Here is a 20,434-nt window from a genome sequence, read left to right as displayed (position 1 = left end):
TAGTGCAAATCTAAGGCTAAATCCATGGTATTGTTCAGCGTGGAGGTGGAGTATGCCGACGGAGGATGAGCTGTTCAGCGCGGTTGACGAGCTACTGCAAGGGGAGCCCCAGATGCCGCCGCCCGAGGAGCGGGCCCGGCTGCGGGAAGCGGCCGGCGTCACGCAGGACCGGGTGGCGCAGGCCCTGAGCACGACGGTGCAGACCCTGAAGAACTGGGAGAACGGCCGGTCCGAGCCGCGGCCGCCGCGGCGTCGGGCGTATCAGCGGCTGCTGGACGGATGGGCGGCCCAATACCCCGCCCCCGAACAGGCGCAGGCCCCGGACACGTCCGCGGCCGCGCCGGCGGCCGGCCGTGCGGAGATCTGCGACGAAGGGGAGTGACCCGCGGGCGAGCGGCTCTTACCGGTGGGAAGCCCCTGGCGACCTGTCCCAACAGATCGCCAGGGGCTTCGTGTCGCCCGGGCCCACGGGGGAGGCGCCGGGCGGGCTTCAGTAGACCCCCGGTCAGGATGGCGAGGGCGGTACGGCTCGTAGTCGGTCGAGGCGTTCGTGCAAGGCGCGGATGAGCCGGGCGCGGTTCTGCACGCAGCGCATGGTGCCCTTCGCCGGTGTCGACAGCCGGCGGTCCGCCTCGGCGAGCACCACGTCGGCAAGCGCCCGCTGCTTGTCGCTGGCCTGAGAGAGCCCGGCGCAGCGGCGCCGGAGGTCGGCGGCGATGGCACGGGCGTGCCCGGTCAGCACCAGCGCGATCTGCTCATAGTCGCGGGGCGCGAGTGCGTCGTCGGCGGCGGTCCATGCCAGAACCGCCTTGACCAGCGACGCGTACGGCTCGCGGTCGTAGGGCTGATCCGCCTCGATCAGCCCCTTGGGGTCGTACAGCGGCTGGTTCACCGCGCGGCCGCCCCTTCGTATGGCGGGGCCATCAGGCGGCGCAGGTGCGTGGTGAGCCGGTCCGCGGGGACCAGGCGGGGCCGGGATCGGTGCGGCGGGCTGATCCAGTGCGCCGCCGGGGTGCCGTGCTCGGTGACCGGGGTCAGTAGCTGGCTGCCGGTGGAGAGCACGCGCACGCCGGGCAGGCCCGTGGCGGCCGCGCCCGTGCCGGGGGGCACCAGGATGTACAGCTCGTCGTGGATCTGGTCGGCCAGTACCGGGTAGCCGCTCGCCACGCCCAGTCGCATGGCGGTCAGGGCGTCCAGGCCGAGCTGTATCGGGGTGATGGCCACCGCGTCCCAGGCGCAGCCGCATGCCGCCCAGAGGGTCCGGTCGTCGCCGTGGGCCCACAGCGCGCGGCGCCGGGAGGTGGGCAGGGCAACCCGGTACCAGGCAGGAGTAGCGGCGGGCTTTCTCGCCGTGGCGGAGCCGTGCGCCATGGTGGCCTCCCTGATCAGTCGTCACGACACCCTCTACGCAAGCAGCAGAGCGGCGGCGGATGCGACGCCAGGGCGATGTAAGAACGATGCAAGTCGGCCCCGGCGGGGTGAACCGGGGGCCAATGCCGGGCAGGAGATGGAGTGGGAGCGGTACGGTCTCCGCACCCGTCCATCGCGGATGCAGTCCGGAGCCGGCATGGCTGACCGCCCTCGTTGCCCCAACGCCCAGATGCGCGCCGTGCGCGAGGGCGAATTCCAGATGTCCCGCCAGGAGTTCGCCACCCTCATCATCGAGACGGGCGCACAGATGGGCGAGGCGGTCGGCTGCACCTCACGCCTGGTGGCGGCCTGGGAGGACGGAGAGGTCAGACTCCCCCGCGCGGTCTACCGGCGCGTCCTGACCAAGCTGACCGGGCGCCCGCCGGCCGACCTCGGCTTCCGGCTCAACACCCCGGCACCCCCCGCCGAGCCGGCCGCCACCGCGCACGGGACGGACGAGGCGGTGGACCCGGTCCGCCGCGCCTTCCTGGCCGACGGCGCGAGCGCCGCACTGTCCCTCCTGCCCCTCGGCGCCGACCCGGAGGAGACTCCCGGCCGGATCGGAGCCGGTGACGTCCGTGCCGTCGACCGCGCCGTCACCACCATCTACGCCCACGACCACGACCACGGCTCGGCCGCGCTGCGCCGCGCGGCATCCCGGGCCCTGCACACCGCCTACCAGTGGCTCCAGGAAGGCACCTACACCGACAGGACCGGGAAGCGGCTGCGCTCGGCGACCGGCCATCTGTCGATCGCCGCCGGGTGGCTGTCCTACGACTCCGGCCGGGCCGCCGATGCCCGCTCGCTGTACGGCGAGGCCCCTGGCCGCCGCGCGGATCGCCGACGATCCCGGCCTGGAGGGACACGCGTTCGGCTGCCTGTCGCTGCTGGCCAAAGCATCCGGCCGCCCCCGCGAGGCGATCTCCGCCGCCCAAGGCGCGCAGGCCGTCGTGCGCACCTACGGATCGCCCCGCATGCTGTCCCTCTTCGCGATGCGGGAGGCCGGCGGCTGGGCACTCCTGGGGGATGCCAGCGCCACCGACAAGGCCATCGTCCTCACCCACCGCCTCTACGTCAAGGGCCCCAGCGACGCCGACCCGGCATGGCTGGAGTTCTTCACCCCGGCCGAGCTCGCCGGGCTCGAGGCTCTCGCGCGCGCCGACCTCGGCCAGCATCAACGGGCCGCCGCCGGGGCCGAACAGGCTGTTCTCCTGCACGGCGACACCTTCGCGCGCAATCGCGCCTTGTACACCGCCGACGTCGCCATCCAACATGCCCTCAGGGACCGTCCGGAACCGGAGGCAGCAGCCGAGGCCGCCGGACGCGTCCTGGCGTACCTCCCCCAGGTGCGCTCCGACCGCCTGCTGCAGCAGCTGCACAACGTCGAAAGCGCGCTCCAGCGGCACGCCGCCGTCCCGGCGGTCGCCGACTGGCTGGAGGAGTACCGCGCCGCCACCGGCGTCAGATGAGGAGGAGACGGTGAGCACCCCGAGCACCCGCACCGACATGGTGATCCGCACCTACGGCCCCGGCAAGGTCCCGCCGATGATCGACGTGCTCGCCGACATCTGGGCCGACGCCCACCCCGAGCTGGTCGACAACCCCGGCGGCGAGACCACCGGCCTGTCCGTGCCGGCCCTCCACCGCCAGATCACCGGCCACCTCAACTACGCCGGCTTCGCCCTGGTCGTCGCGTACGCGGGCGGCACAGCCGTGGGATTCGGCTATGCCTTCCCCTGCTCCGCCGACTACTGGTTCGGCGCTGGCCTGGTCGATCAGGTCCCCGCGGGCGCCCGCACCGAGCGTCTGATGGGCCTGTGCGAGCTGGCAGTCCGCCCGCCGTGGCAGTCCCAGGGCATCGGCTCCCGTCTGCATGCCGAGCTCCTCAAGACCATCGCCCCGAAGTGGTCGTCCTTGCTCGCGCTGCCCTCCAACCGGCGCGGCCAGGACTTGTACGCCCGGCTCGGCTACGAGTACGCCGGCCCCTACCGCAACACCGCCGACGGCCCCGAGTTCGACCTGCTCCTCCTCCAGGTCGAGGACGCAGCCTGACCCCTTCCAGTACCCGATGTTCACGGGAGGCGCCTCACTGCGGGCCGGGCGGCCCCTGCCGGTCCAGCTTCTCCTGGAGCCAGTCAGGCAGCGCGGCGCGGTCGGCCGGAGGGGCTGGGGCTTGCGGTGTGCTGCGCGGGGAGCTCCCGCCCGGCACGGGGAGCTGGGCGGGAGCGGTGCCGTCCCCTCCGGTCGTTCTTCAGCACAAGGGGACAGCGTGGCCTTCCAGACGGGAAGGTCCGACGCCCTGGGAGGCGTCTGTCTTCCATGGTGCGCCCTGCCTGCGGTGTCGCGGGGAGAAGTACGTTTCCGCCATCAAAAGTGCTAGTAGAGGCACCTTTTGACCTCACGAGCGACCGTAATGACGTAATGCGCACATCCCCTTAGCGCCCTTAGGCCCCGGCGGCATTGTTCCGTAACTCCATGATCACGTTGAGTGCCGGATGGTTGGCGGACCATGCTGGCACCCAACTCCTCCACGGCGCCTCAGCACCGCCACGGACGGGGCCTGACAGACATTCGAGTTCAGGGAAATGGTGCGATGTCCAGAAAGCAGGTGTTGACCGTTGCCGTACTGGTGACGGTCTTCGCGTGGAGCACAGTGATGACCGTGCTGGGTCAGCTCGAGGCCGTGGCCGCGCTGCTGCCCTCGCTCGGGCTGCTGGTGCAGCAGATCGTCACCGCGCTGGGCGGTACGGAGACGCGGCCAGAGGTCGCCGTGACCCCCTCGCCGGCCGCCGCAGCTGGTGCGGCCGGGCGTGAGGAGTCGCCTCGATGACACCGTCCTTCGTACCGGAGCAATCTGACGGGGAGCCGCCCAGTCGGCGCGGCCGCAAGCCGGAGTCGATCGAGGAGAAGGTGGGAACCTCCCACCGCGCATGGCTGGAATCGCTCCGCAGCCGACTCTTCGCCAGCGGCCTTACCCTGGACGACCTCGTCAACCGCTCTGGATACTCCAAGACCCGCATCTCCGAGCTCTTACGGGGCAAGGGCTACTACCCGGGCTGGGCGATCACCTACAGCGTCGTCTGTTCTCTGGACCTTCCCATCCTGCCGATGCGCCGGCTGTGGACGGCCGCCGCCCGAGAAGCGGACAAAGACACCTCCTGGATCGAAAACCGCATACACGCAGTCCAGCCGTTGCCGCCGGAACAGCCGCCCGTGGCTCACCAGGGCTTCACCGAAGCCGTTCGCCAGCCCTACACCGACTACGCCCGTGCCTTCCTCCAGACCGATCGACGCGCCCGTTGGGTCGTCGCGGAGGCTTTCGACATACTCTGGCTCGGCTGGGATGAAGCCACCGCCAGCCCCAACGTGCGCCGCCACGCCTGGTGCCTGCTGCGCTCCCGCGTCATGCTGCGCGCCCCGCGCCACGACGGATACCCCGACCTGCGCGCCGCGGCGTTCTCCACCCTCGCCCAGAGCCAGACCGACGACCTCGCGGTCCGTTTCGCTCAGATCGGCGAACAGGCGGGCTTCTTCGACGCCATGGGCCGCTTGCCCGATGACCAGCTCGACGTCACCGTCCTGCGCTACCTGTGCGGCATCAGCGAGGACGCCATCCCCACCGTTGTCGGCCTGTCCCCAGCCATCACTCACGCGATGGACCACCACGCCCGAGGGGCCCTGGAACGCATCTACCACCGTCACGAGAATCCGGAGTGATCACCCGTAATGGCTTCCATCGACCACCTCCTCGCGCGGGCGTTGCTCCTGAAAGACCCTCAGGTCCCTGCGGACACCGTCCCCTATGAAGACACCGCCTACCCTGACTTTCCTCCCGACGGCACGCCGTTGGGGGACAGCTGCAGCCGCGATGTGAGAGACGACACCGCCATGAGGAACCTGCAGGCCCTTTGCGAAGTGGCGGTCAACCGCTCCACCCCCAGCCAGCTCACCGATTTCATCACCGAACAACTGCCCGCCCCCCGCGCCGCCTGGATCCTGGGCTGCCTCCTGCACCTCGCCGACGCCGAAGAGGGGGCACGCTTTTGGTGGCAATACGCCGCTGGCGCTGGCGACGACGCCGCTGCCTACTGTCTCTACCTGCACTGCCTCGCGCTCGGCGACAGCTACGCGGCCGCTCTCTGGCGCGAACAGACCAGCCTCGACACCCCACCCCACGATTTCGACGACACCAGCGTCCCCACCGTCCTGCGCATCCTCAGCCACCTCACCCCTGCCGCCAACCGCAGGCACTCCGAAGCCACCACCGCCGTCATCGGCTACGTCGCCGCCGCCGTCGCCGCCGGCTACGCCCGCAATCCCGGCTACGAAATCCCTCTGCCCGGGCCGGACTTCGCACGGCACATCGAGCGCATTCTGGGTACGACCCCGGCTGCTGCACGGGCCCCGCGGCAAAGAAAGCAATCGGCCACGACCCTGCCCAACCGTCCTCCGCTCGACTCCAGCACCGCCGGCCGCCCTGACGAAGTACGCGCCGAGGAGCCGGAGCGCGTTCTTATGGAGGTCGCGGCTGCTGACGCAGAGTCCGCGTCGGCCTTCAAGGAAGCATTCAAGGAGGCAATGGCCGCCTGCTGGGACAGCGTCGCCGACCTCACTGGCAGGGAGATGGACCAGCACGGGGCGCGGCTGCGCTACTGCCTGGACCGGCGCCCGCCCCTCTGCCCCCGCCACGCATCCCGCCCAAGAGCCGCGACCTGAGCCACTGGCCCAGGCCGCCACCAGGCGCCCGGGTGGTGTTCAGCGAATCCGCCGCCAAGTAGATCGACAACATCACCCACCATCGAACCGGAGATCCACGCGCTCGACCGCGACTTGGCCGTGCTGTCCGTTGATCCCGACATCGGCGCCCCCATCGCCGGCTCTCCCCCCGAGCTGCGCGAGTACACCGACGACGTGGACGACGCCCGACTGATCTACTACGTCACCGCCCTGCGTACTCATTGCGGTGGCCTACGCCGAAGCCTGATCCACACACCTCCGCGCAGCAGCGCCCCGACCAGAACCTTGGACGGGACGCTGCTGCGCGCGCAGCGGGTGCGATGTGGCAGCCGGGAGTGCCGGGGTCCCGACCGCCAGGGCGCAGGTGGTCTTAGTCAACGTGCGGGGTGAAGGTGATGACGGCTTCCGAGCCGACAATCTGCCTCGTGACGGTGTAGTCCCGGGCATCGTCCTCGTCGCCGGGCGTGTAGGCACCGGTCAGGGAGCCAAACAGGTCCGGGTCGGCTGAGTCTGCGAGCAGCACTTGCAGAGCCCGCTCTGCGGCGGGCTGGAGGGCGTGCGGGTCTAAGCGCCGTGCCCGCCTGCGCGCCATCGGGTCGCTTGTGTACCAAACGCGGCTCAGAAGCCAATGTCCGCTTCTCGGTAGGTCGGCGGTCGGCGGACGCGGCCGGCCTGCTCGTAGGCGTAGGCGAGGCGGAGCAGGTTCGGCTCGCTCCACGCCGTACCCATGAATGTCAGGCCGACCGGCAGGCCGAACGCGAAGCCGGCCGGGACGCTGATCGCGGGATATCCGGCGAGTGCGGCGGGTGTCGACGCGCCGCCGCCGTAGCTGTCCCCGCGAATCAGGTCGATTTTGGCCGGCGGTCCGGTGGTCGGCATCACGAGTGCGTCCAGGCGGAATCGGCGCAGCACCGCATCGATGCCTTCGGCGCGCGAGAGCCGGTGGTTGGTGGCCAGCGCCTGCCGGTACTCGCGTTCGGTGAAGTCCAGTCGGTGCACCGCCTCCAGCCCGTCCTGCTGTACATAGCGAAGCTCGCGGTCGGCGTGCGCACGGTTGAACGCGATCAGCTCCGCCAGGCTGCGCGGGTGGTCGCCGGGGGCGCCGGCCAGGTAGGCGTTGAGCGCACGCTTGACCTCATATGCCTGGACGACCATCGAACTGGGCAGGTCTTCAAGCTGCTCGGCTGTCGGGATGTCGGCCGGGTCGACCACCGTCGCCCCGGCCTCGCGCAACGTGTCGATCGCCCGCTCCGCGATCTCGTCGGCGTGGTGGCTGTAGCCGAAGTACACCGCTCGCGGTACGCCGATGCGCGCCCCACGCAGCCCGTCGGCGTCCAGGAAACGGGTGTAGTCGCGATGGAAGCGGCCGCGGCTCGCCTCGGTCGCCGGATCGCGGTCGTCGATCCCGACCAGGACGCCGAGCAGGATCGCCGCGTCGCGGACCGTGCGCGCGATCGGGCCGACGCTGTCCTGGCTGGGCACACCGGGGATCACGCCGCCGCGCCCGACCAGTCCGACGGTTGGTTTCACCCCGACGACGCAGTTCACCGAGGCCGGGTCGATGATCGAGCCGTTGGTCTCAGTTCCGATTCCGGCGACGCACAGGCTTGCCGCGGTGGCAACCGCGGTACCGGAGCTGGACTCGCTCGGTGACCGGTCCAGTTTGTACGGGTTCCGGGTCTGCCCACCGCGGGCGCTCCAGCCGGCGTGGTGGGTGAGCGACATCCCGCCGGCCCACTCGCTCAGGTTGGTCTTGCCGAGGATGACGGCACCGGCCGCGCGCAGCCTGGCGGCGACCGTGGCGTCCGTTGCCGGCCGCAGGCCCCGCAGGGCGAGTGATCCGGCCGTCGTGTGCATCCGGTCCGCGGTCTCCACCAAGTCCTTGAGCAGGATGGGCATGCCGTGCAAGGGCCTGCCCAGATCACCCTCCGCGTCCAGGCGCCGGGCCTCGCGCAGCGCGTCGGGATTGAGCTCGATCACCGCGTGCAGGAGCGGGTCGATGCGGTCGATGCGGTCCAGGTAGTAGCGGGTGAGCCGTTCGGCGTCGAGCTGTCCGTCGTTCATCCGCCGGCGAAGCTCGGTGATGCCCAGCTCTTCCAGCCCTGTGGTCGCGGCGCCCCCTGTTGATGTGGCGCTTCCCGGGGTGGCGGCGCGGGCTTGAACGGAGGCTCCGGCAAGCCATGGTGTGGCTGCGGCGGCGGTTCCGAGCCCAAGCACGGTGCGGCGTGAGGTGTTTATCCGGTCCATTCGGTGCGGCTCCTGCGGCGAGGCGATGGATTCACGTGCTTGTCTGCGGGAACGTGCCTGAGGCGTCGGGTGCCCAGGCGCCGGGGTGCGGGCGTGGCCGCGCCCGCAGAAGTAGCCGCGGCGCCGCGTGAGTGGTGCGGCATGAGTAACACGGGACTCCTCATGTACCGGCACGCTAGAGGCGTAGCCGAAGTTTCTCGCTCCGGCTGTCCCCCGGCTCTGCTGTGGAAGCAGCCCCCCGCCGCACCGGGGGTCAGCCGGAAGGCCGTACACGGCAGACCCCGGTGGCGGTAGGTGCCGCCGCCAGGCAGCCTGTTGCGGCAATGTCCTCGACGCCGCCCGCCGCCTCCTCGCCAACTCACCCACCAGCAGCTGACCACAAGCGCGTCGCGCGATGGCCGGCCACCGCGACACGCGACGCCGGCCGACCGGCCAGGCCGCGTCAACAACGCTTCAGCGTCAATACATCTAGACGCTGAGCCAGCTCAGTCGTCATGCCGTCAGACGGTGGTCCGGGCGGCAGCAATCTGCCTCGTGACGGTGTAGTCCCGGGCATCGTCCTCGTCGCCGGGCGTGTAGGCACCGGTCAGGGAGCCAAACAGGTCCGGGTCGGCTGAGTCTGCGAGCAGCACTTGCAGAGCCCGCTCTGCGGCGGGCTGGAGGGCGTGCGGGTCTAAGCGCAGGCAGACCTCATGCAGGTCAGTCAGCTCGCGTTCCTCGAAGCCGTGCCGGAAGGTGCTGTCCGAGTATGCCCGCGCCAGCCGTCGAAAGGCCGGGTCGCCGCGCTCGAGCATCTCCATGGGCAGGTCGTTGAAAGTGTCCATCACGTGCGTGCAGGCCCACAGGGCCAGCGCGGCAACGTGGGCCGGGTCTCGGCCCAGCGGCTCCAGCAGGTCCTCGCGGCAGACGTCGCAGCCGTCTCGGGCCGCCCCGTACAACCGGGCCACCGCAGTGCTGTCCACGTCCAGGGCGCGGCCCTGACCGTTGAGCCAGGTCGGGTCGTAGGGCGCCGGACCGACCAGCTCGGCGGCGATATCACGCTCATGGCGGTGGTCGACAACGTTCACGGCTCGCTCGCTCCCGTCGAACAGGACACACGTGTACCAATCTGAGTGTCCCCGGCTATCCAGTAGTCGAGGACACACGAGCCGTCACGCGATCGGGTGAACCGTGAGGCCACCGCTACCGGCGGCTACTTCTTGTGAGTGACGGTTTGTCAGTCCAGCCGCTTAGCGTCCGGGTTCATGACGAATCGAGAGCGCCCTCGGGGCGCTGCTTGCCCAAGGCGGTGACCTCATGAGCCTGACCTCTGGCATTCACTGTCCGCGCACCCCGCTGCGCCGGTTCCTGGACCGTGAACTGTCTGCTGGCGCCCGCCAGCTACGGAAGAACTTCCGTGCCCGGGACCAGAGCGACCAGATCCTGCTGCCAGGCCCTGGAGTCGGCATGGAGGCCGGGAACGTCGGCACCGCGATCGACTACCGGATGCGCCTGGCATTCACCACTGCCGAGCCCGTCGACCACGTCGCGCGCGCCGGCATCCTGCTCACCGGCACCCGCGACTCCCATCCGAGTCAGCGGATGCGGGCCGTGGGCGAGGAACTCGCCGCGCGGCTGGAGGAGACGGTCCTTGGCCTCCAGCTCGACAACCGCGAGCTGTCGATGGATCGGGCCCATGACGAGGAGGAGGACCTGGCCCGGATGCTGATCGCCGCAGCCTGGTACCAGGTCAACTACCGCACCTCGATCGGGTTCGCCTTCACTCCGCTGGCCAGCGCCGCCTGGGAGGACCCCGGCGCCTTCAGCCTCGAGCGGCTGCTTCAGCTCCCGCACCGTGACATGGTGGCCGACGTGGTCGCCCAGCTCTACAAGGCCGCGAGAGGACCGCTGGAGGCCCTGCGGGCCCGCACGCGGCCCGAGGACTGCGTGCCCGGCCCTACGTTCCCGACCGACCGCATCACCGCGGACGCCGACCTCGCCGTCGACGGGATACTGCTCGACTTCAAGAGCACCCGCCACACCCGCACGCTCCGCCAGGCCGAAGCGTGGCAGCTGGTCGGCTATCTGCTGCTCGACGCCGAGGACCAGTACCGGATCGACACCGTCGGCCTGTACCTGTCGCGCTCCGGCACGCTCGCCAGCTGGCCAGTGGAGGAGTACCTGGAGCTGCTCGGGGCCTGCCGCCGCGACATCGCCGTCTTCCGCGCCGCGTTCACCGAGCTCCTCGAAGGCTGCACGGCCGACGTCGAACCGCGCGAGAAGGAGGAGGAAGACAGTGTCCGGCGGCTACTGCAGCGCCTGACCCCCGTCGCCGCTCCTGGCCACTGCCAAGTGTGTACGCAACGCTGCCCCGACTCCAACCGCCAGCCCCGGGAGTTCTGCTCAGCCTGGTGCCGCGGCCGCGCCCAGGTCCTCCGCAACAAGGGCCTGCTGCCCGGCGGTCCGGACTTGCTGCTCCCCCGCCCCCTCAAGCAGCCCCTGGACCTACCCGACGACGCGGAGATTGTGAGCCTCACAGCCCGTTTGTAGACGGGTCGAGGTGTCCGGGAACGACGAGACGCCGCTTCCGGCCGAGGCGGCGCAGTGTGGTGCGAGGCGCTGTGGCGGTGGCCGCGGCTGGCCGGATGTCACGCGCAATCTGGGCTTGTTTTGGATGCATATCCGACTGGTCGGCGGGCTAGCGTTCCCCCGATCTGGCTCACCATCGCATGCGAACACAGGGGGAATTGTTATGCACAGCGTCCATCCGGTGGCCAATGGCACCAGGACCGACCACCCCGCCCCGGGGCTTCCCTTCGTCAACGACGGCCGGCTGCCTCTGGACAACCCCGACGCGATCGAGCGGACCGGCCGGAACCAAGGGAAGGGCCTGTGGGGCAGGACCGACCGCACGCGAAACGGAGGCTGGGTGGCATTCACCACCGAGCCGAAGAATCCGTCCTTCGCCTGGGCGGTGTACCACCACCCGGTCCACGGCCGCACCGTCCTCCTCATCCACGATCGCGACCTGAGCGACCTGCACCACGCCTGGATGTTCGAGCCCGGGGGCTTCCTCTACCGGCACGGCGGCTACTGGTGGAACGGCGAACGCTGGCACCGCCCCGGACAGGTGCTGGACAGGGCTTTCGAGCGGTACGACCCCCGGCCCGTGGACAAGCAGGTGACGATCACCGCGGCCGACCTGCTGAAGGCACCCAGCAACGCCCAGAACGCCAGCATCGCGAAGATCGCCAGCTTCACCGCGCCCGATGCCCCCGTACCCAACTGGGCAGACCACCTGGCCCTATGGGCTCAACACCGCGGCTCCCAGCCCGACGCACGGCCTCTGGACGCCTGCATCGTCGACTTCCATGCACCCGAGCTGGAAACCGAGAGCTGGGTCGACATGACCGGCCTGGCGAAGATCGCGGCAGTACCCACAGAGGACATGCCCGACCTGCGGTACGGCGGGGCCAAAGAACTCCCCGAACCGCAGGAGGGATCAGGCAGCCAGATGCGGTGGTCCCAGCCGGTCGCACGGGACTGGGCCGAGAACTACCACCAGAAGAATGGCCCCGAAGCCCTGCTGTCGGGGACCACCGTCTACGACACCACCCAGCCCGCTGGCCTCGTGGCCGATCACAACCGGCTGCGTGAACTTTTCCACGAAGGCCTGACCGAACCCCGTGGCAAGGGCACCAAGCCCTACTTGAAGGGCGACCTGGCCCGGCAAGCCGCCGACGAGCTCGCATGGACGGCGGCATCCAGCCTCATGTACGGGCACGACCAGGGCTTCATTCCCCACAGCGCCGTGCACGAGGTACTGATCGCTGTCATCGTCGGTCACCTCACCGAAGACGTCAGGCGAAGGACCGAGACCAGCACCAGTACGGACGATCTCACGCCCTTCCCGGCCAGCACGGTGAAACTCCTCACCTGGTACATCCAGCACCGCCCCGACAGCACCGCGAGCATCCTCGGGGAGATCTGTCTTGACGCTCGCGTACGCCTGGACCTGGACCCTGTCCAGGTCGGCGCCCTCCTCCGCCAGTCCCTCCACTTCGACAGCAGCTTGGACCGCAGCACCATCAACCGTCTCCTGGACATGGCCCTGCCGCCCTCCGCGCGCCCCCAGTGAGATCGAGCCCTCATCTCGTCAGGTAGACGCAGGGATCTGTGAGGCTCAGACAGAGCCTCACACACGCCCTGGTCCGGCCCGCGGCCGCGCAGGACCATGGAGACATGGGCGAGCAGGACGAGGACCAGGGCATGGTCGCCCGACGGGCCAGGCCACCCCTGACCGCTGCGCAGGCCCGCGCAATGACGGCCGGGCTGAGGGAGGCGATGGACGACGTCCGGCGCTCGGTCGCCGTCCTCGCTGCCCGGGTCCGCGATGCGCACGCCGCCCGCGTCTGGCTGCCTCTCGGCTTCGCCTCGTGGCAGGCGTATTGCGCGGCGGAGTTCGGCATCAGCCGCGCCCAGGCGTACCGCCTCCTCGACATCGCCCGCGCACTGGGAACCATCAACGCCGCCGTCACCACCGCCGATCCGTCTCGCACGCGAGACACCGACACGGCGGCGGCCGCGATCGACTTCGGGCTGTCCCAGCGAGCGCTCCTGGCCGTGGCCGGCCGCGCCGACGACGTCGCGGCCCTGATCACCCGCCGCCTCGCCGCTCTGACCGCCAGCAGCGCCCGGGGCCCGGAACCGGAGGCCGTCCGGGCCATCGTCCACCAGGCCGTCCACGACGTCCGTATCGCGACGGCCGCGCCCACCGAACCGCCGGCGAACCCAGCCGTCGCGGACGGGCGACGCGCCGTCGACCAGCTCGCCGCCAACGTCCTCGCCGTCGGCGAGCTGATGCTCGAAGTCGCCCCCGGCTACCTCTCCGAGGACCAGGCCGCCACCCGCCTGGCCCTGCTGTGCGAGGAGATCGGCGAACCCCTCGACCGACGGCTGGCCGCCCGCCGCTTCGCCCTCACCGGTGACCGCCGCGCCCTGCGCGGAACCCTCCTCTGACCCGCCCTGCCGCAACTCCCCGGGATCGAGACGGCCTGCTCCCAGAATGCCGATCACCGCCGCTCCAGCGCACCGCTCCACGCAAATGGACGCCTAATGATCGCCTAATTGCTTGCCATTCTACGCCTAGCAGGGTGTAGGGTTGAGGTATGAGCGATGACCAAATGGACAGCGTGGAAGCGTTGTTGCAGGAAGCACGGCTGACGGCGCGCATGCCGGAGCCGGCCGAGCGTCTGCGGCTGCGGCAGGCCGCCGGTCTCTCCCGTGCCCAGGTCGCCGAGGCGGTGGGGGTCGGTCGGCAGACGGTCGCCAACTGGGAGGACGGCACCACGGATCCGCAGCCGCCGGGGCGCTTTAAGTACCTGCGGCTGCTGGAGGGCCTGGCCCAGATCCACCCCGCACCCACCGAGCCCAGCGCCGCCCCGAGTAGCGCCCCGGCTGCAGAGTTCGCCGCCCCGGAGACCGCGTGGGGCCCCGACGGGCTGGCCGTCCAGGGCGAGCCCGCCCCCTGCCTCCGCTGCGGCGTCGCAACGCCCTACAAGGCCATCGACGGCCGTTCCCTGCACCCCGGCGCCATGTGCCAGCCCCCCGCCGCCACGCCGCCCCAGGCCGCCGCCACGCCCGCGCACGCCCCGGCCAGCACGTCCACACCCGCTCCGGCCTCCGCGCCGTCACCGGTTCCGGCGCCGGTGTCCTCGCGGCCGCAGCGCCGGGCGAAGTCCGCGGCCCGCGCCCAGGCCGAGACCGCCGGCCTCATCGGCCAGGCCGTGCACGAAGAGCTGGAGCGCGCCGAAGGCGACGCCGACGCCGCCCTCAAGGCCCTGATCAAGCGCGCCATTCCGGACGTCATGCGCCTGTTCGAGGAGACCCGGGCCACCGCCCGCTACACCTACACCGCCTACCCGGCCTTGCCCGACATCCTCAAGAAGCCCTCCAAGAAGGAGCCGGACCAGATCTGGGAGGCCCGCCCCAACTTCCACCACCCCGACTACTCCCTCAAAAGCTCCGGGAGCACCGCGGTCACCGCCCTGGACGTCAACGCCGCCTACCTCTCCGCCCTCAAGACCTGGCTCCCGATCGGGAAACTGGAGCACTCCACCGACGCGGACGGCGTGGACCCCAAGCGCTCCGGAGTCCACCTGATCACCCCCTCACCCTGGACCCACCCGCACCTGCCCGACCCCCTCGGCGACCGCGACCAGCCCGGCCCCGTATGGGTCACCAACGCCACCCTGCGCCTCCTACTGCGCCTTTCAGGGCCGAAATACGGGCTTCTCGACCCGCCGGATATTCACGAGTCGTGGACGTCCGGCGCGACCGAGAATTTCCTGGACGCCCTGCGGAAGACGCTCACCGCCGCGCGCGAGACGGCTATCACCGAGGACGACACCATCACCTTCGAATACATCAAGGCGATGTATTCGAAGTTCATCTCCACGATGGGCGAGTCGATTCATAACCGCGAAATGGTGCGTCCGGACTGGATGCACATCATTCACAGCCAGGCGTACGCCAACCTCTGGGGCAAGGCATACAAGGCCCACCAGGCCGGTCTGGACGTCATCGCCATGATGGGCACCGACGAGCTGCACGTCACCGGCGACTGGCGGCAGGTCTTCCCCGAGGGACGGGGCGTCGCCCAGATGAAGATCAAGCACAGCGACGCCAAGGCGTCCGGTGAGTACACCGTCGGCAAGGTGACCCGCTGATGGCCTCCGGAAGCCGCTGGAGGCACCTTGGCACCTTCCGCGCCCGAGGCGTCCATGGTGGAGTGGCCCTGGCCGAAGGCATCGACCGGATGGTCACCGGCATCGAATCCCCCGTCGACTCCGAGCGTGGCCTGGCCGCCCGCCTGCGCTACCTCACCGCCAGCGACGCCGGCTACGAGGCCATGGACCGCGCGGGCATCCACGTCAGACCCCGCACCCTCATGGCCTGGCTGGCCGAGGAACAGACCCCCAGCAAGGCCAACCTCGCCCGCCTGGACGCCGCATACTGGGACCTACGCCGCCGCAACGTGATCGCCGACCTCAAGCGCCGGCTCAACAACCGCGGCCGCGGAACCCGCATCGAGATCGACCCTGCCGACCAGTCCGCCGTCGACCGCAGACACCAACGCGACCTGGAGACCCGCAGCGTCAACGTCCGCGGCGCCGTGTGGGACCGCGCCGTCGACGCCTGGATCGCCGAAGACATGGGAGAACTCGAAGCCGTCTGGGACGACATCATCCAAAGCACCCTGGGCACCGACTGGGACGCCTACACCTACGTCTCCTCGATCGGCTGGTCCGCCTGACCTGACCCACACATGTACGGCCCGGAGTCACTCCAATTGACTCCGGGCCGTACGCCGTCACGGTACCCCGACGCCGAGCGCAGCATTTGCACGACAAACCAATCACCCGGACATGGGAAGCGGCGCTGCTCTCTCGGAGCGATGGCGCAGCGCGCCGCTTGCTCTGCGACTCGATTACGCGCCCGATGTAAGCCAGTTTGCGGGCAGGAGAAGTCCAGGCTGCTGGGTCGCTCCCGAGGCTGGCACCAGATGGGAGGGTGCGTCGCCATCTGCCCGGGAGAAGTCGACCGTGCCGCCGGAGAACACCGCCGCGCTGAAGTCGACCGCGCCGCTGGACAACGTCCCCCAGCTGAAGTCGACTGTGCCGCTGGAGAACGTCGCCTCGCTGAAGTCGACTGTGCCGCTGGAGAACGTCGCCTCGCTGAAGTCGACTGCGCTGCCGGAGAACATCGCCCAGCGGAAGTCGACCGTGCCGCCGGAGAACGTCGCTATGTTGAAGTTGACCGTGCCGCCGGAGAACGTCGCCCTGATGAAGGTGACCGTGCCGCCGGAGAACGTCGCCGCGCTGAAGTCGACCGTGCCGCCGGAGAACTCCGCCCTCACGAAGTTGACCGTGCTTCCCGAGAACTTCGCCCCGCGGAATTTGACCGTGCCGCCGGAGAACTCCGCCCCCATGAAGTTGACCGTACTGCCGGAGAACAACGCCCCGCGGAAGTTCACCGTGCCGCCCACAAACCTCGCCCCTTGGAAGCTGACCGTGCCACCCGAGAACACTGCTTTGGTGAAGTCTCCGCCGTCGAAGGTGACGTTGGTGAGGTCGAGGTCGTGTCCTTGCCATGAGTGGTCATGATCCGCAGGCAGACGGAGGTGGTCACGGATGAGGCGGATGATGGTATGCCGGACTTCCCGCAGTGCGAGGTAGGTATGTCGGGCTTCGATGTCGCCGGTCGGTAGATCGGCTTCTGCGGTGTAGGGGAGGCGGAGGTAGGCGCACAGGACGTCGATGCAGGTCTGGCGGAGGCTGCGGCTGGGAGCGTCATCGGCGAGGCCGACGAGGGCATGGACGCCCCCGAGACGTACGGCGGGGGAACCGTCACCGAGCTGGGTGACGGCGCTGGTGAAACGCTCGTTATGCAAGCGTGAGGCGTCGCGCAGGGCACCGTCCTCGTCAATGCGCTGGCGACGGTAAGCGACGACCAGGGCGACCAGAGCGCCGGCTCCGGCCACCACCCCGAAGGAGAGCTTCACCAGGTCAAAGAGCGTCTTCGAGTCGATGGTGGACTCGGACTTGAGCTTGCGGGCTCCGAGAAGGTCCCACGTGGTGTAGAAGACGCCAGCGGCGACGAGGACTGCGGCTATGAACGCTAGGGCTAGGACCAGGCCGACGTTCCAGAGACGCAGGCCGCGCCGCTCAGCCGGGCCGGGGGGCAAAGTTGGACTCACTCCTCAGGAGACTCCCCCGTTCCACGAGCGGTTGCAACAGGGTCGCTGACCTTCATCTCGCAGTGTTATGCGGTTCGGCGTGTGGGCACGGCGGTCAGGTGCCGCTGCGGGGTGGGGGTGCCGGTTCGTTGAGTTCGCCGGCCTTGATGGCCTCGACCGCTTCGCGGAGGGCGTCTTCCCGACCGCCCTCACCCCGGACCGTCGCCGGATGGATCCGAATCCAGTCGCCTTGGGCCATGCCCCCTTGCAGTGGTGTTATGGCAGGTAGTTGATCTCGGCTGTGGCCGGGGAGCACGCCTCAGCAGGTGTGGGGGGACGTTTCCCCTGCCGGCCACCCCGCGCGTTCGAGTACGGCTCGCACGCGAGAGGATGTCGTGATGAGCGACTGGGGGATAGCACTGATCGCGGCAGGATCAGCGATTGCTGGCAGCGCCGTAACCGGCTGGCTCACGCGCAGTGCCGGATTTCGTCAAGCTGCTGCAGCACGGCTGGCGGGCGAGGAGCAAGCTGCTGCAGCACGGCATGCGGGAGAGCAGCAGGCCGAGGCTGTCTTGAAGACGGTGCAACAGTCCCTGGAAGCACAGGCTAGAGTGCAGCAGCTTGAGGCCAAGCGCGAGGTATACGTGGCCTTCCTGCAAGCCGCTCAGGCGCTCGTCGAAGATCGTAAGCGTGATCAAGGCTCTCTGGACGAGGCGCTTCTCGCGGAGGCGGAGCGGACGTATCAGGTGCTGAGGCTGGAGGGACCCGGCAGAGTCACGGAGCTTGGAGACTCCCTAATGCAGGCGATCTTCACCTCTCTGGACGACCGCTCGGTGGGCGCAGCTGAGCTCGACCGCAGCCTGGGTGACTACGTCACCGTGGCACAGCATTACCTGCAGGAACCGTGGAGCTGGATGGGGCGAAGTCGTAACTCCTGGATCGCAGGCGGGACGACCGAGCCCCCTGCCACGGGGCCCTGAGGCGAACCACGGCCCGCATCAGCGGGTAGGCAGTCGGTTCACCAGGGAGGCGCCGCCATGGCCGCCCCATGAGCAGGGGCCACTCCAAGGTTCCGGTTCCGCTGGCCAGGCCATTCACACGGCTTCGGATGGAATGTCAGCGTCACGTCCGCTCCCTCCTACGGGAATTGAGAGCCCCCGAGTGCGTGTTTCCAAGCCTCGCATCAGCCAGCCAGCCGGAGGGTTGGCCGGCTTTCAGGGGCTGGGGCGTCCTCGCCACCGTCCGGGTCGGGGTCGAAGTCGGTGTCGACCCGCGCGTCGCTGGTGCGCGGCGGTCGCATGTCGCCGGTGGGGAAGTTCAGCGGCCATACGAAGGTGTTCGGGTCCTGGAGGTGGTTGACCATGTGGGCGAACGACTCGTAGGCGGCCATCAGCGGGTGGATGAGCACTGTGCCTTGGCGGTGGCGGCCGTCGAGGATGCCCTTGTCCTTCAACTGGCCGATGGCCCGGGAGACGGCGGCCTGGCTGATGTCGAGGCGTTTGGCGATGTCCTTCTGCCGGATGTGGACCAGGCCGCCGGCCTCCTGGCGGGCGGTGAGGACATCGAAGACGTCGCGGGCCGTGGGGGACAGGCGTGCGTTCGGCAGGGCCTCGAAGATCTCCGGGTTGTGGAAGCCGGGGACAGTGCTCATCGCGATGCCTCATTCCTGACAGCCGGGACGACGATCTCGTACTTGGTCAGTGTCTTCTCACCCAGTTCCTTGAGCAGCTTCCGCTGCTTCACACTGCCCCACCGGTACGCGTAGAGCGGGTGGAGCCGGTACACGCCGCGCCGCTCCTTCCAGGCGAAGTTGTGCTTGCTCAGCTGCCCGATCGACCGCGAAATCTTCGACTGCGAGCAGCCGAACTTCGCGGCCAGGCTGCTCTGAGTCATCTGCACCAGGGCCTGGGCATCATGGTGGACCGTCATGTGGTCCAGCACGTTGCGCGCCGTCTCGGAGAACCCGAACTTCCACAGGTTGTCCTGGATCACCTGCGACGTGCTCACGTGCTGGCTGCCGTAGAAGGCATACGGCTTGACGTCCGGGCTGGTGCTGAACGTACCGCCCTTGCGGGCCAGGTCCTCCAGCTTCTTCAGCAGCTGCCGCGCAGACTCAACACCGTCGACAGTGTTCGGCGGCGGAGGCGCAGGAGACAGCCGCGTCGCCTTCGCGGGGGACTCCGCACTACGCCGCAGGGGCTGGGCCACGAGCTCTCCTCTGATCAACTCTGACGCCGCATAACATACCAGCCGCGATATCTTATTCGGTTGATCCATGCACGGCCGGGCGTGTCCCTTGCCAAGCACGATCTATTCACCTACGTGCATGCATCTCGCCGCCCGCAGCCGTGATCCATTCACCCTGGGCGCATACACCGTCTGCGTTTTCGCAGGTCAACGCGCTGCATCTATCTGATCTTTAGACGCGCGCCTCTACGACCCCCGCTGCATGCTCCGCCCTCTGAGCGCCGCCCGCCGGTGACGACGACGCCAGCGGGCCAGTCACTGGCGGGTCGCCCACCAAACCAGCAGTCCCGCCAGGCCGTTCCCGGCACCGTACGCGGCCCCCAGCAGTAGGTGGTCCCGGATACGGCTGCGCAGCGGCCTCTGACCGCCGCGATCGACCTCGTCCGCGTCCTCATGGTCTCCGCATCCCTCAGTTTCCACGAACCCCTCCCGTCAAGACGAACGGGTTCCGAACGTAGCTGTCACGTAAAACAGACCCCGTCCTGGGGCCTCACAGTCAAGTTTTATGTGACACGTCTCCCGACCGTTTTCCGTCCGGATCTATTTCGTATTGAGGGTGGTTGTCCGGAGGGCTTTCAGGCGACGGGTGGATATATTCCGGTGCACCTGACTCTGAGTCAAGATGAGTGTTGTAGGAAGGGTTTGGATTGTGTGTGAAGGGGATCCGATGCCTTGTTTCCAGCATCACACGCCCCTTTACTTGCATGGAATTTCAGGCTCTTGTAGCTCTGCTGGTAGTGCTGTAATTTCACAGACTCTACCCGGCGTCACGGAGTGATGCAGCAGGTTCAGCGGGGATGGACACGAAAGGGGTACCGGGCGTATGCTCGCCCGTAGTCGGCGCCGGTAGCGCCACGGTGCGGTCCGGCAGAGGGAGGTGGAGCCGCATGTCAGTGGCCCACGCCCCGTCAATCGGGCCTGCGTCAAGGCAAGTAGTCGTAAACGCCCGGACCCTGTCACTGCAGCTCGCTACCCTCAAAGCTCAGCCCCACTGAAGGGAGTTGTCGCCCTCCGACGCTAACCACTCTCCGCCAAGGGAGTCCGTCACACGCCAAATTGACATTGCGTCAATCGCGT

General features: G+C 69.0%; 21 protein-coding genes. 12 read left to right on the top strand and 9 right to left on the bottom strand.

The annotated features are described in order from the left end of the window. Positions 1-52 precede the first annotated feature (52 nt). A complete protein-coding gene (locus tag STRVI_RS43775) occupies positions 53-382 on the top strand; it encodes a helix-turn-helix domain-containing protein (RefSeq protein ID WP_014043475.1) in 330 nt (109 codons plus the stop codon). Positions 383-505: 123 nt separating this feature from the next. Here STRVI_RS43775 and STRVI_RS43770 read toward each other — a convergent pair whose 3' ends face one another. Next, positions 506-892: a hypothetical protein gene (locus STRVI_RS43770; RefSeq protein WP_014043474.1), complete on the bottom strand. Its 387-nt coding sequence runs from the start codon at positions 890-892 to the stop codon at positions 506-508. Beyond that, the gene (locus STRVI_RS43765) at positions 889-1,371 is read right to left on the bottom strand and encodes a hypothetical protein (protein WP_014043473.1); all 483 of its coding nucleotides are present in this window, start codon (positions 1,369-1,371) and stop codon (positions 889-891) included. The genes STRVI_RS43770 and STRVI_RS43765 overlap by 4 nt, the downstream gene beginning before the upstream one ends. Positions 1,372-2,204: 833 nt before the next feature. Between STRVI_RS43765 and STRVI_RS55360 the strand changes: the two genes are divergently transcribed. From STRVI_RS55360 to STRVI_RS46870, 5 genes are all read left to right on the top strand, one after another. Next, positions 2,205-2,879, top strand: coding sequence for a hypothetical protein (locus STRVI_RS55360; protein WP_251983031.1), 675 nt, complete (start codon positions 2,205-2,207; stop codon positions 2,877-2,879). A 10-nt stretch (positions 2,880-2,889) separates the two neighbouring features. After that, on the top strand, positions 2,890-3,462 hold the full coding sequence (locus STRVI_RS43755; RefSeq protein WP_014043472.1) for a GNAT family N-acetyltransferase: 573 nt from the start codon (positions 2,890-2,892) through the stop codon (positions 3,460-3,462). A gap of 541 nt (positions 3,463-4,003) precedes the next feature. Beyond that, positions 4,004-4,240, top strand: coding sequence for a hypothetical protein (locus tag STRVI_RS43750; RefSeq protein ID WP_014043471.1), 237 nt, complete (start codon positions 4,004-4,006; stop codon positions 4,238-4,240). Next, a complete protein-coding gene (locus tag STRVI_RS43745) occupies positions 4,237-5,127 on the top strand; it encodes an RNA polymerase sigma factor (protein ID WP_014043470.1) in 891 nt (296 codons plus the stop codon). The genes STRVI_RS43750 and STRVI_RS43745 overlap by 4 nt, the downstream gene beginning before the upstream one ends. Before the next feature lie 9 nt (positions 5,128-5,136). After that, positions 5,137-6,126: a DUF6207 family protein gene (locus STRVI_RS46870; RefSeq protein WP_014043469.1), complete on the top strand. Its 990-nt coding sequence runs from the start codon at positions 5,137-5,139 to the stop codon at positions 6,124-6,126. Positions 6,127-6,517: 391 nt separating this feature from the next. On the opposite strand, the gene STRVI_RS43735 is transcribed toward STRVI_RS46870, so the two are convergent. The 3 genes from STRVI_RS43735 to STRVI_RS43725 form a co-directional block, all read right to left on the bottom strand. Continuing rightward, on the bottom strand, positions 6,518-6,670 hold the full coding sequence (locus STRVI_RS43735) for a hypothetical protein (protein WP_014043468.1): 153 nt from the start codon (positions 6,668-6,670) through the stop codon (positions 6,518-6,520). Positions 6,671-6,765: 95 nt separating this feature from the next. Continuing rightward, complete coding sequence (locus STRVI_RS43730) at positions 6,766-8,394, bottom strand: amidase (protein WP_014043467.1); 1,629 nt, start codon at positions 8,392-8,394, stop codon at positions 6,766-6,768. Positions 8,395-8,894: 500 nt separating this feature from the next. Further along, the gene (locus tag STRVI_RS43725; RefSeq protein WP_014043466.1) at positions 8,895-9,461 is read right to left on the bottom strand and encodes a hypothetical protein; all 567 of its coding nucleotides are present in this window, start codon (positions 9,459-9,461) and stop codon (positions 8,895-8,897) included. Between the two features lie 229 nt (positions 9,462-9,690). Here STRVI_RS43725 and STRVI_RS43720 point away from each other — a divergent pair, with 229 nt between their 5' ends. The 5 genes from STRVI_RS43720 to STRVI_RS43700 all read left to right on the top strand — a co-directional run bounded on the left by STRVI_RS43720 (position 9,691) and on the right by STRVI_RS43700 (position 15,688). Further along, positions 9,691-10,923: a hypothetical protein gene (locus tag STRVI_RS43720; protein WP_014043465.1), complete on the top strand. Its 1,233-nt coding sequence runs from the start codon at positions 9,691-9,693 to the stop codon at positions 10,921-10,923. Between the two features lie 202 nt (positions 10,924-11,125). Then, entirely contained in the window at positions 11,126-12,511 is a 1,386-nt protein-coding gene (locus tag STRVI_RS43715; RefSeq protein WP_014043464.1) for a hypothetical protein, read from the top strand. Positions 12,512-12,615: 104 nt separating this feature from the next. Next, positions 12,616-13,392: a hypothetical protein gene (locus tag STRVI_RS53890; protein WP_014043463.1), complete on the top strand. Its 777-nt coding sequence runs from the start codon at positions 12,616-12,618 to the stop codon at positions 13,390-13,392. Between the two features lie 149 nt (positions 13,393-13,541). Next, a complete protein-coding gene (locus STRVI_RS43705; protein ID WP_014043462.1) occupies positions 13,542-15,101 on the top strand; it encodes a helix-turn-helix transcriptional regulator in 1,560 nt (519 codons plus the stop codon). Next, complete coding sequence (locus tag STRVI_RS43700; protein ID WP_014043461.1) at positions 15,101-15,688, top strand: hypothetical protein; 588 nt, start codon at positions 15,101-15,103, stop codon at positions 15,686-15,688. The genes STRVI_RS43705 and STRVI_RS43700 overlap by 1 nt, the downstream gene beginning before the upstream one ends. 174 nt (positions 15,689-15,862) lie before the next feature. Here STRVI_RS43700 and STRVI_RS43695 read toward each other — a convergent pair whose 3' ends face one another. After that, positions 15,863-17,119, bottom strand: coding sequence for a pentapeptide repeat-containing protein (locus STRVI_RS43695; RefSeq protein ID WP_043242239.1), 1,257 nt, complete (start codon positions 17,117-17,119; stop codon positions 15,863-15,865). 389 nt (positions 17,120-17,508) lie between these two features. Here STRVI_RS43695 and STRVI_RS52315 point away from each other — a divergent pair, with 389 nt between their 5' ends. Further along, on the top strand, positions 17,509-18,090 hold the full coding sequence (locus STRVI_RS52315) for a PspA/IM30 family protein (protein ID WP_150112969.1): 582 nt from the start codon (positions 17,509-17,511) through the stop codon (positions 18,088-18,090). Positions 18,091-18,293: 203 nt separating this feature from the next. Here the strand turns inward: STRVI_RS52315 and STRVI_RS43685 are convergent, their stop codons facing one another. From STRVI_RS43685 to STRVI_RS53225, 3 genes are all read right to left on the bottom strand, one after another. Beyond that, on the bottom strand, positions 18,294-18,761 hold the full coding sequence (locus tag STRVI_RS43685) for a helix-turn-helix transcriptional regulator (protein ID WP_014043458.1): 468 nt from the start codon (positions 18,759-18,761) through the stop codon (positions 18,294-18,296). Continuing rightward, positions 18,758-19,318, bottom strand: coding sequence for a hypothetical protein (locus STRVI_RS43680; protein WP_014043457.1), 561 nt, complete (start codon positions 19,316-19,318; stop codon positions 18,758-18,760). The genes STRVI_RS43685 and STRVI_RS43680 overlap by 4 nt, the downstream gene beginning before the upstream one ends. Positions 19,319-19,612: 294 nt before the next feature. After that, positions 19,613-19,777, bottom strand: a complete 165-nt coding sequence (locus STRVI_RS53225; RefSeq protein ID WP_014043456.1) for a hypothetical protein — start codon at positions 19,775-19,777, stop codon at positions 19,613-19,615. Between the last annotated feature and the right edge of the window lie 657 nt (positions 19,778-20,434).

Source organism: Streptomyces violaceusniger Tu 4113 (genome assembly GCF_000147815.2).
GTDB classification, from domain to species: domain Bacteria; phylum Actinomycetota; class Actinomycetes; order Streptomycetales; family Streptomycetaceae; genus Streptomyces; species Streptomyces violaceusniger_A.
The sequence above is the reverse complement of the archived record's forward strand: the minus strand, read 5'-3'. Positions and strand labels throughout refer to the sequence as shown.

What these genes read in the sequence shown, in the direction of transcription:
- STRVI_RS43775 (WP_014043475.1), top strand. Translation starts at nt 53, where the DNA reads ATGCCGACGGAGGATGAGCTGTTCAGCGCGGTTGACGAGCTACTGCAA.
- STRVI_RS43765 (WP_014043473.1), bottom strand. Translation starts at nt 1,371, where the DNA reads ATGGCGCACGGCTCCGCCACGGCGAGAAAGCCCGCCGCTACTCCTGCC.
- STRVI_RS55360 (WP_251983031.1), top strand. Translation starts at nt 2,205, where the DNA reads ATGCCCGCTCGCTGTACGGCGAGGCCCCTGGCCGCCGCGCGGATCGCC.
- STRVI_RS43750 (WP_014043471.1), top strand. Translation starts at nt 4,004, where the DNA reads ATGTCCAGAAAGCAGGTGTTGACCGTTGCCGTACTGGTGACGGTCTTC.
- STRVI_RS43745 (WP_014043470.1), top strand. Translation starts at nt 4,237, where the DNA reads ATGACACCGTCCTTCGTACCGGAGCAATCTGACGGGGAGCCGCCCAGT.
- STRVI_RS46870 (WP_014043469.1), top strand. Translation starts at nt 5,137, where the DNA reads ATGGCTTCCATCGACCACCTCCTCGCGCGGGCGTTGCTCCTGAAAGAC.
- STRVI_RS43730 (WP_014043467.1), bottom strand. Translation starts at nt 8,394, where the DNA reads ATGGACCGGATAAACACCTCACGCCGCACCGTGCTTGGGCTCGGAACC.
- STRVI_RS43720 (WP_014043465.1), top strand. Translation starts at nt 9,691, where the DNA reads ATGAGCCTGACCTCTGGCATTCACTGTCCGCGCACCCCGCTGCGCCGG.
- STRVI_RS43715 (WP_014043464.1), top strand. Translation starts at nt 11,126, where the DNA reads ATGCACAGCGTCCATCCGGTGGCCAATGGCACCAGGACCGACCACCCC.
- STRVI_RS53890 (WP_014043463.1), top strand. Translation starts at nt 12,616, where the DNA reads ATGGGCGAGCAGGACGAGGACCAGGGCATGGTCGCCCGACGGGCCAGG.
- STRVI_RS43705 (WP_014043462.1), top strand. Translation starts at nt 13,542, where the DNA reads ATGAGCGATGACCAAATGGACAGCGTGGAAGCGTTGTTGCAGGAAGCA.
- STRVI_RS43700 (WP_014043461.1), top strand. Translation starts at nt 15,101, where the DNA reads ATGGCCTCCGGAAGCCGCTGGAGGCACCTTGGCACCTTCCGCGCCCGA.
- STRVI_RS52315 (WP_150112969.1), top strand. Translation starts at nt 17,509, where the DNA reads ATGAGCGACTGGGGGATAGCACTGATCGCGGCAGGATCAGCGATTGCT.
- STRVI_RS43685 (WP_014043458.1), bottom strand. Translation starts at nt 18,761, where the DNA reads ATGAGCACTGTCCCCGGCTTCCACAACCCGGAGATCTTCGAGGCCCTG.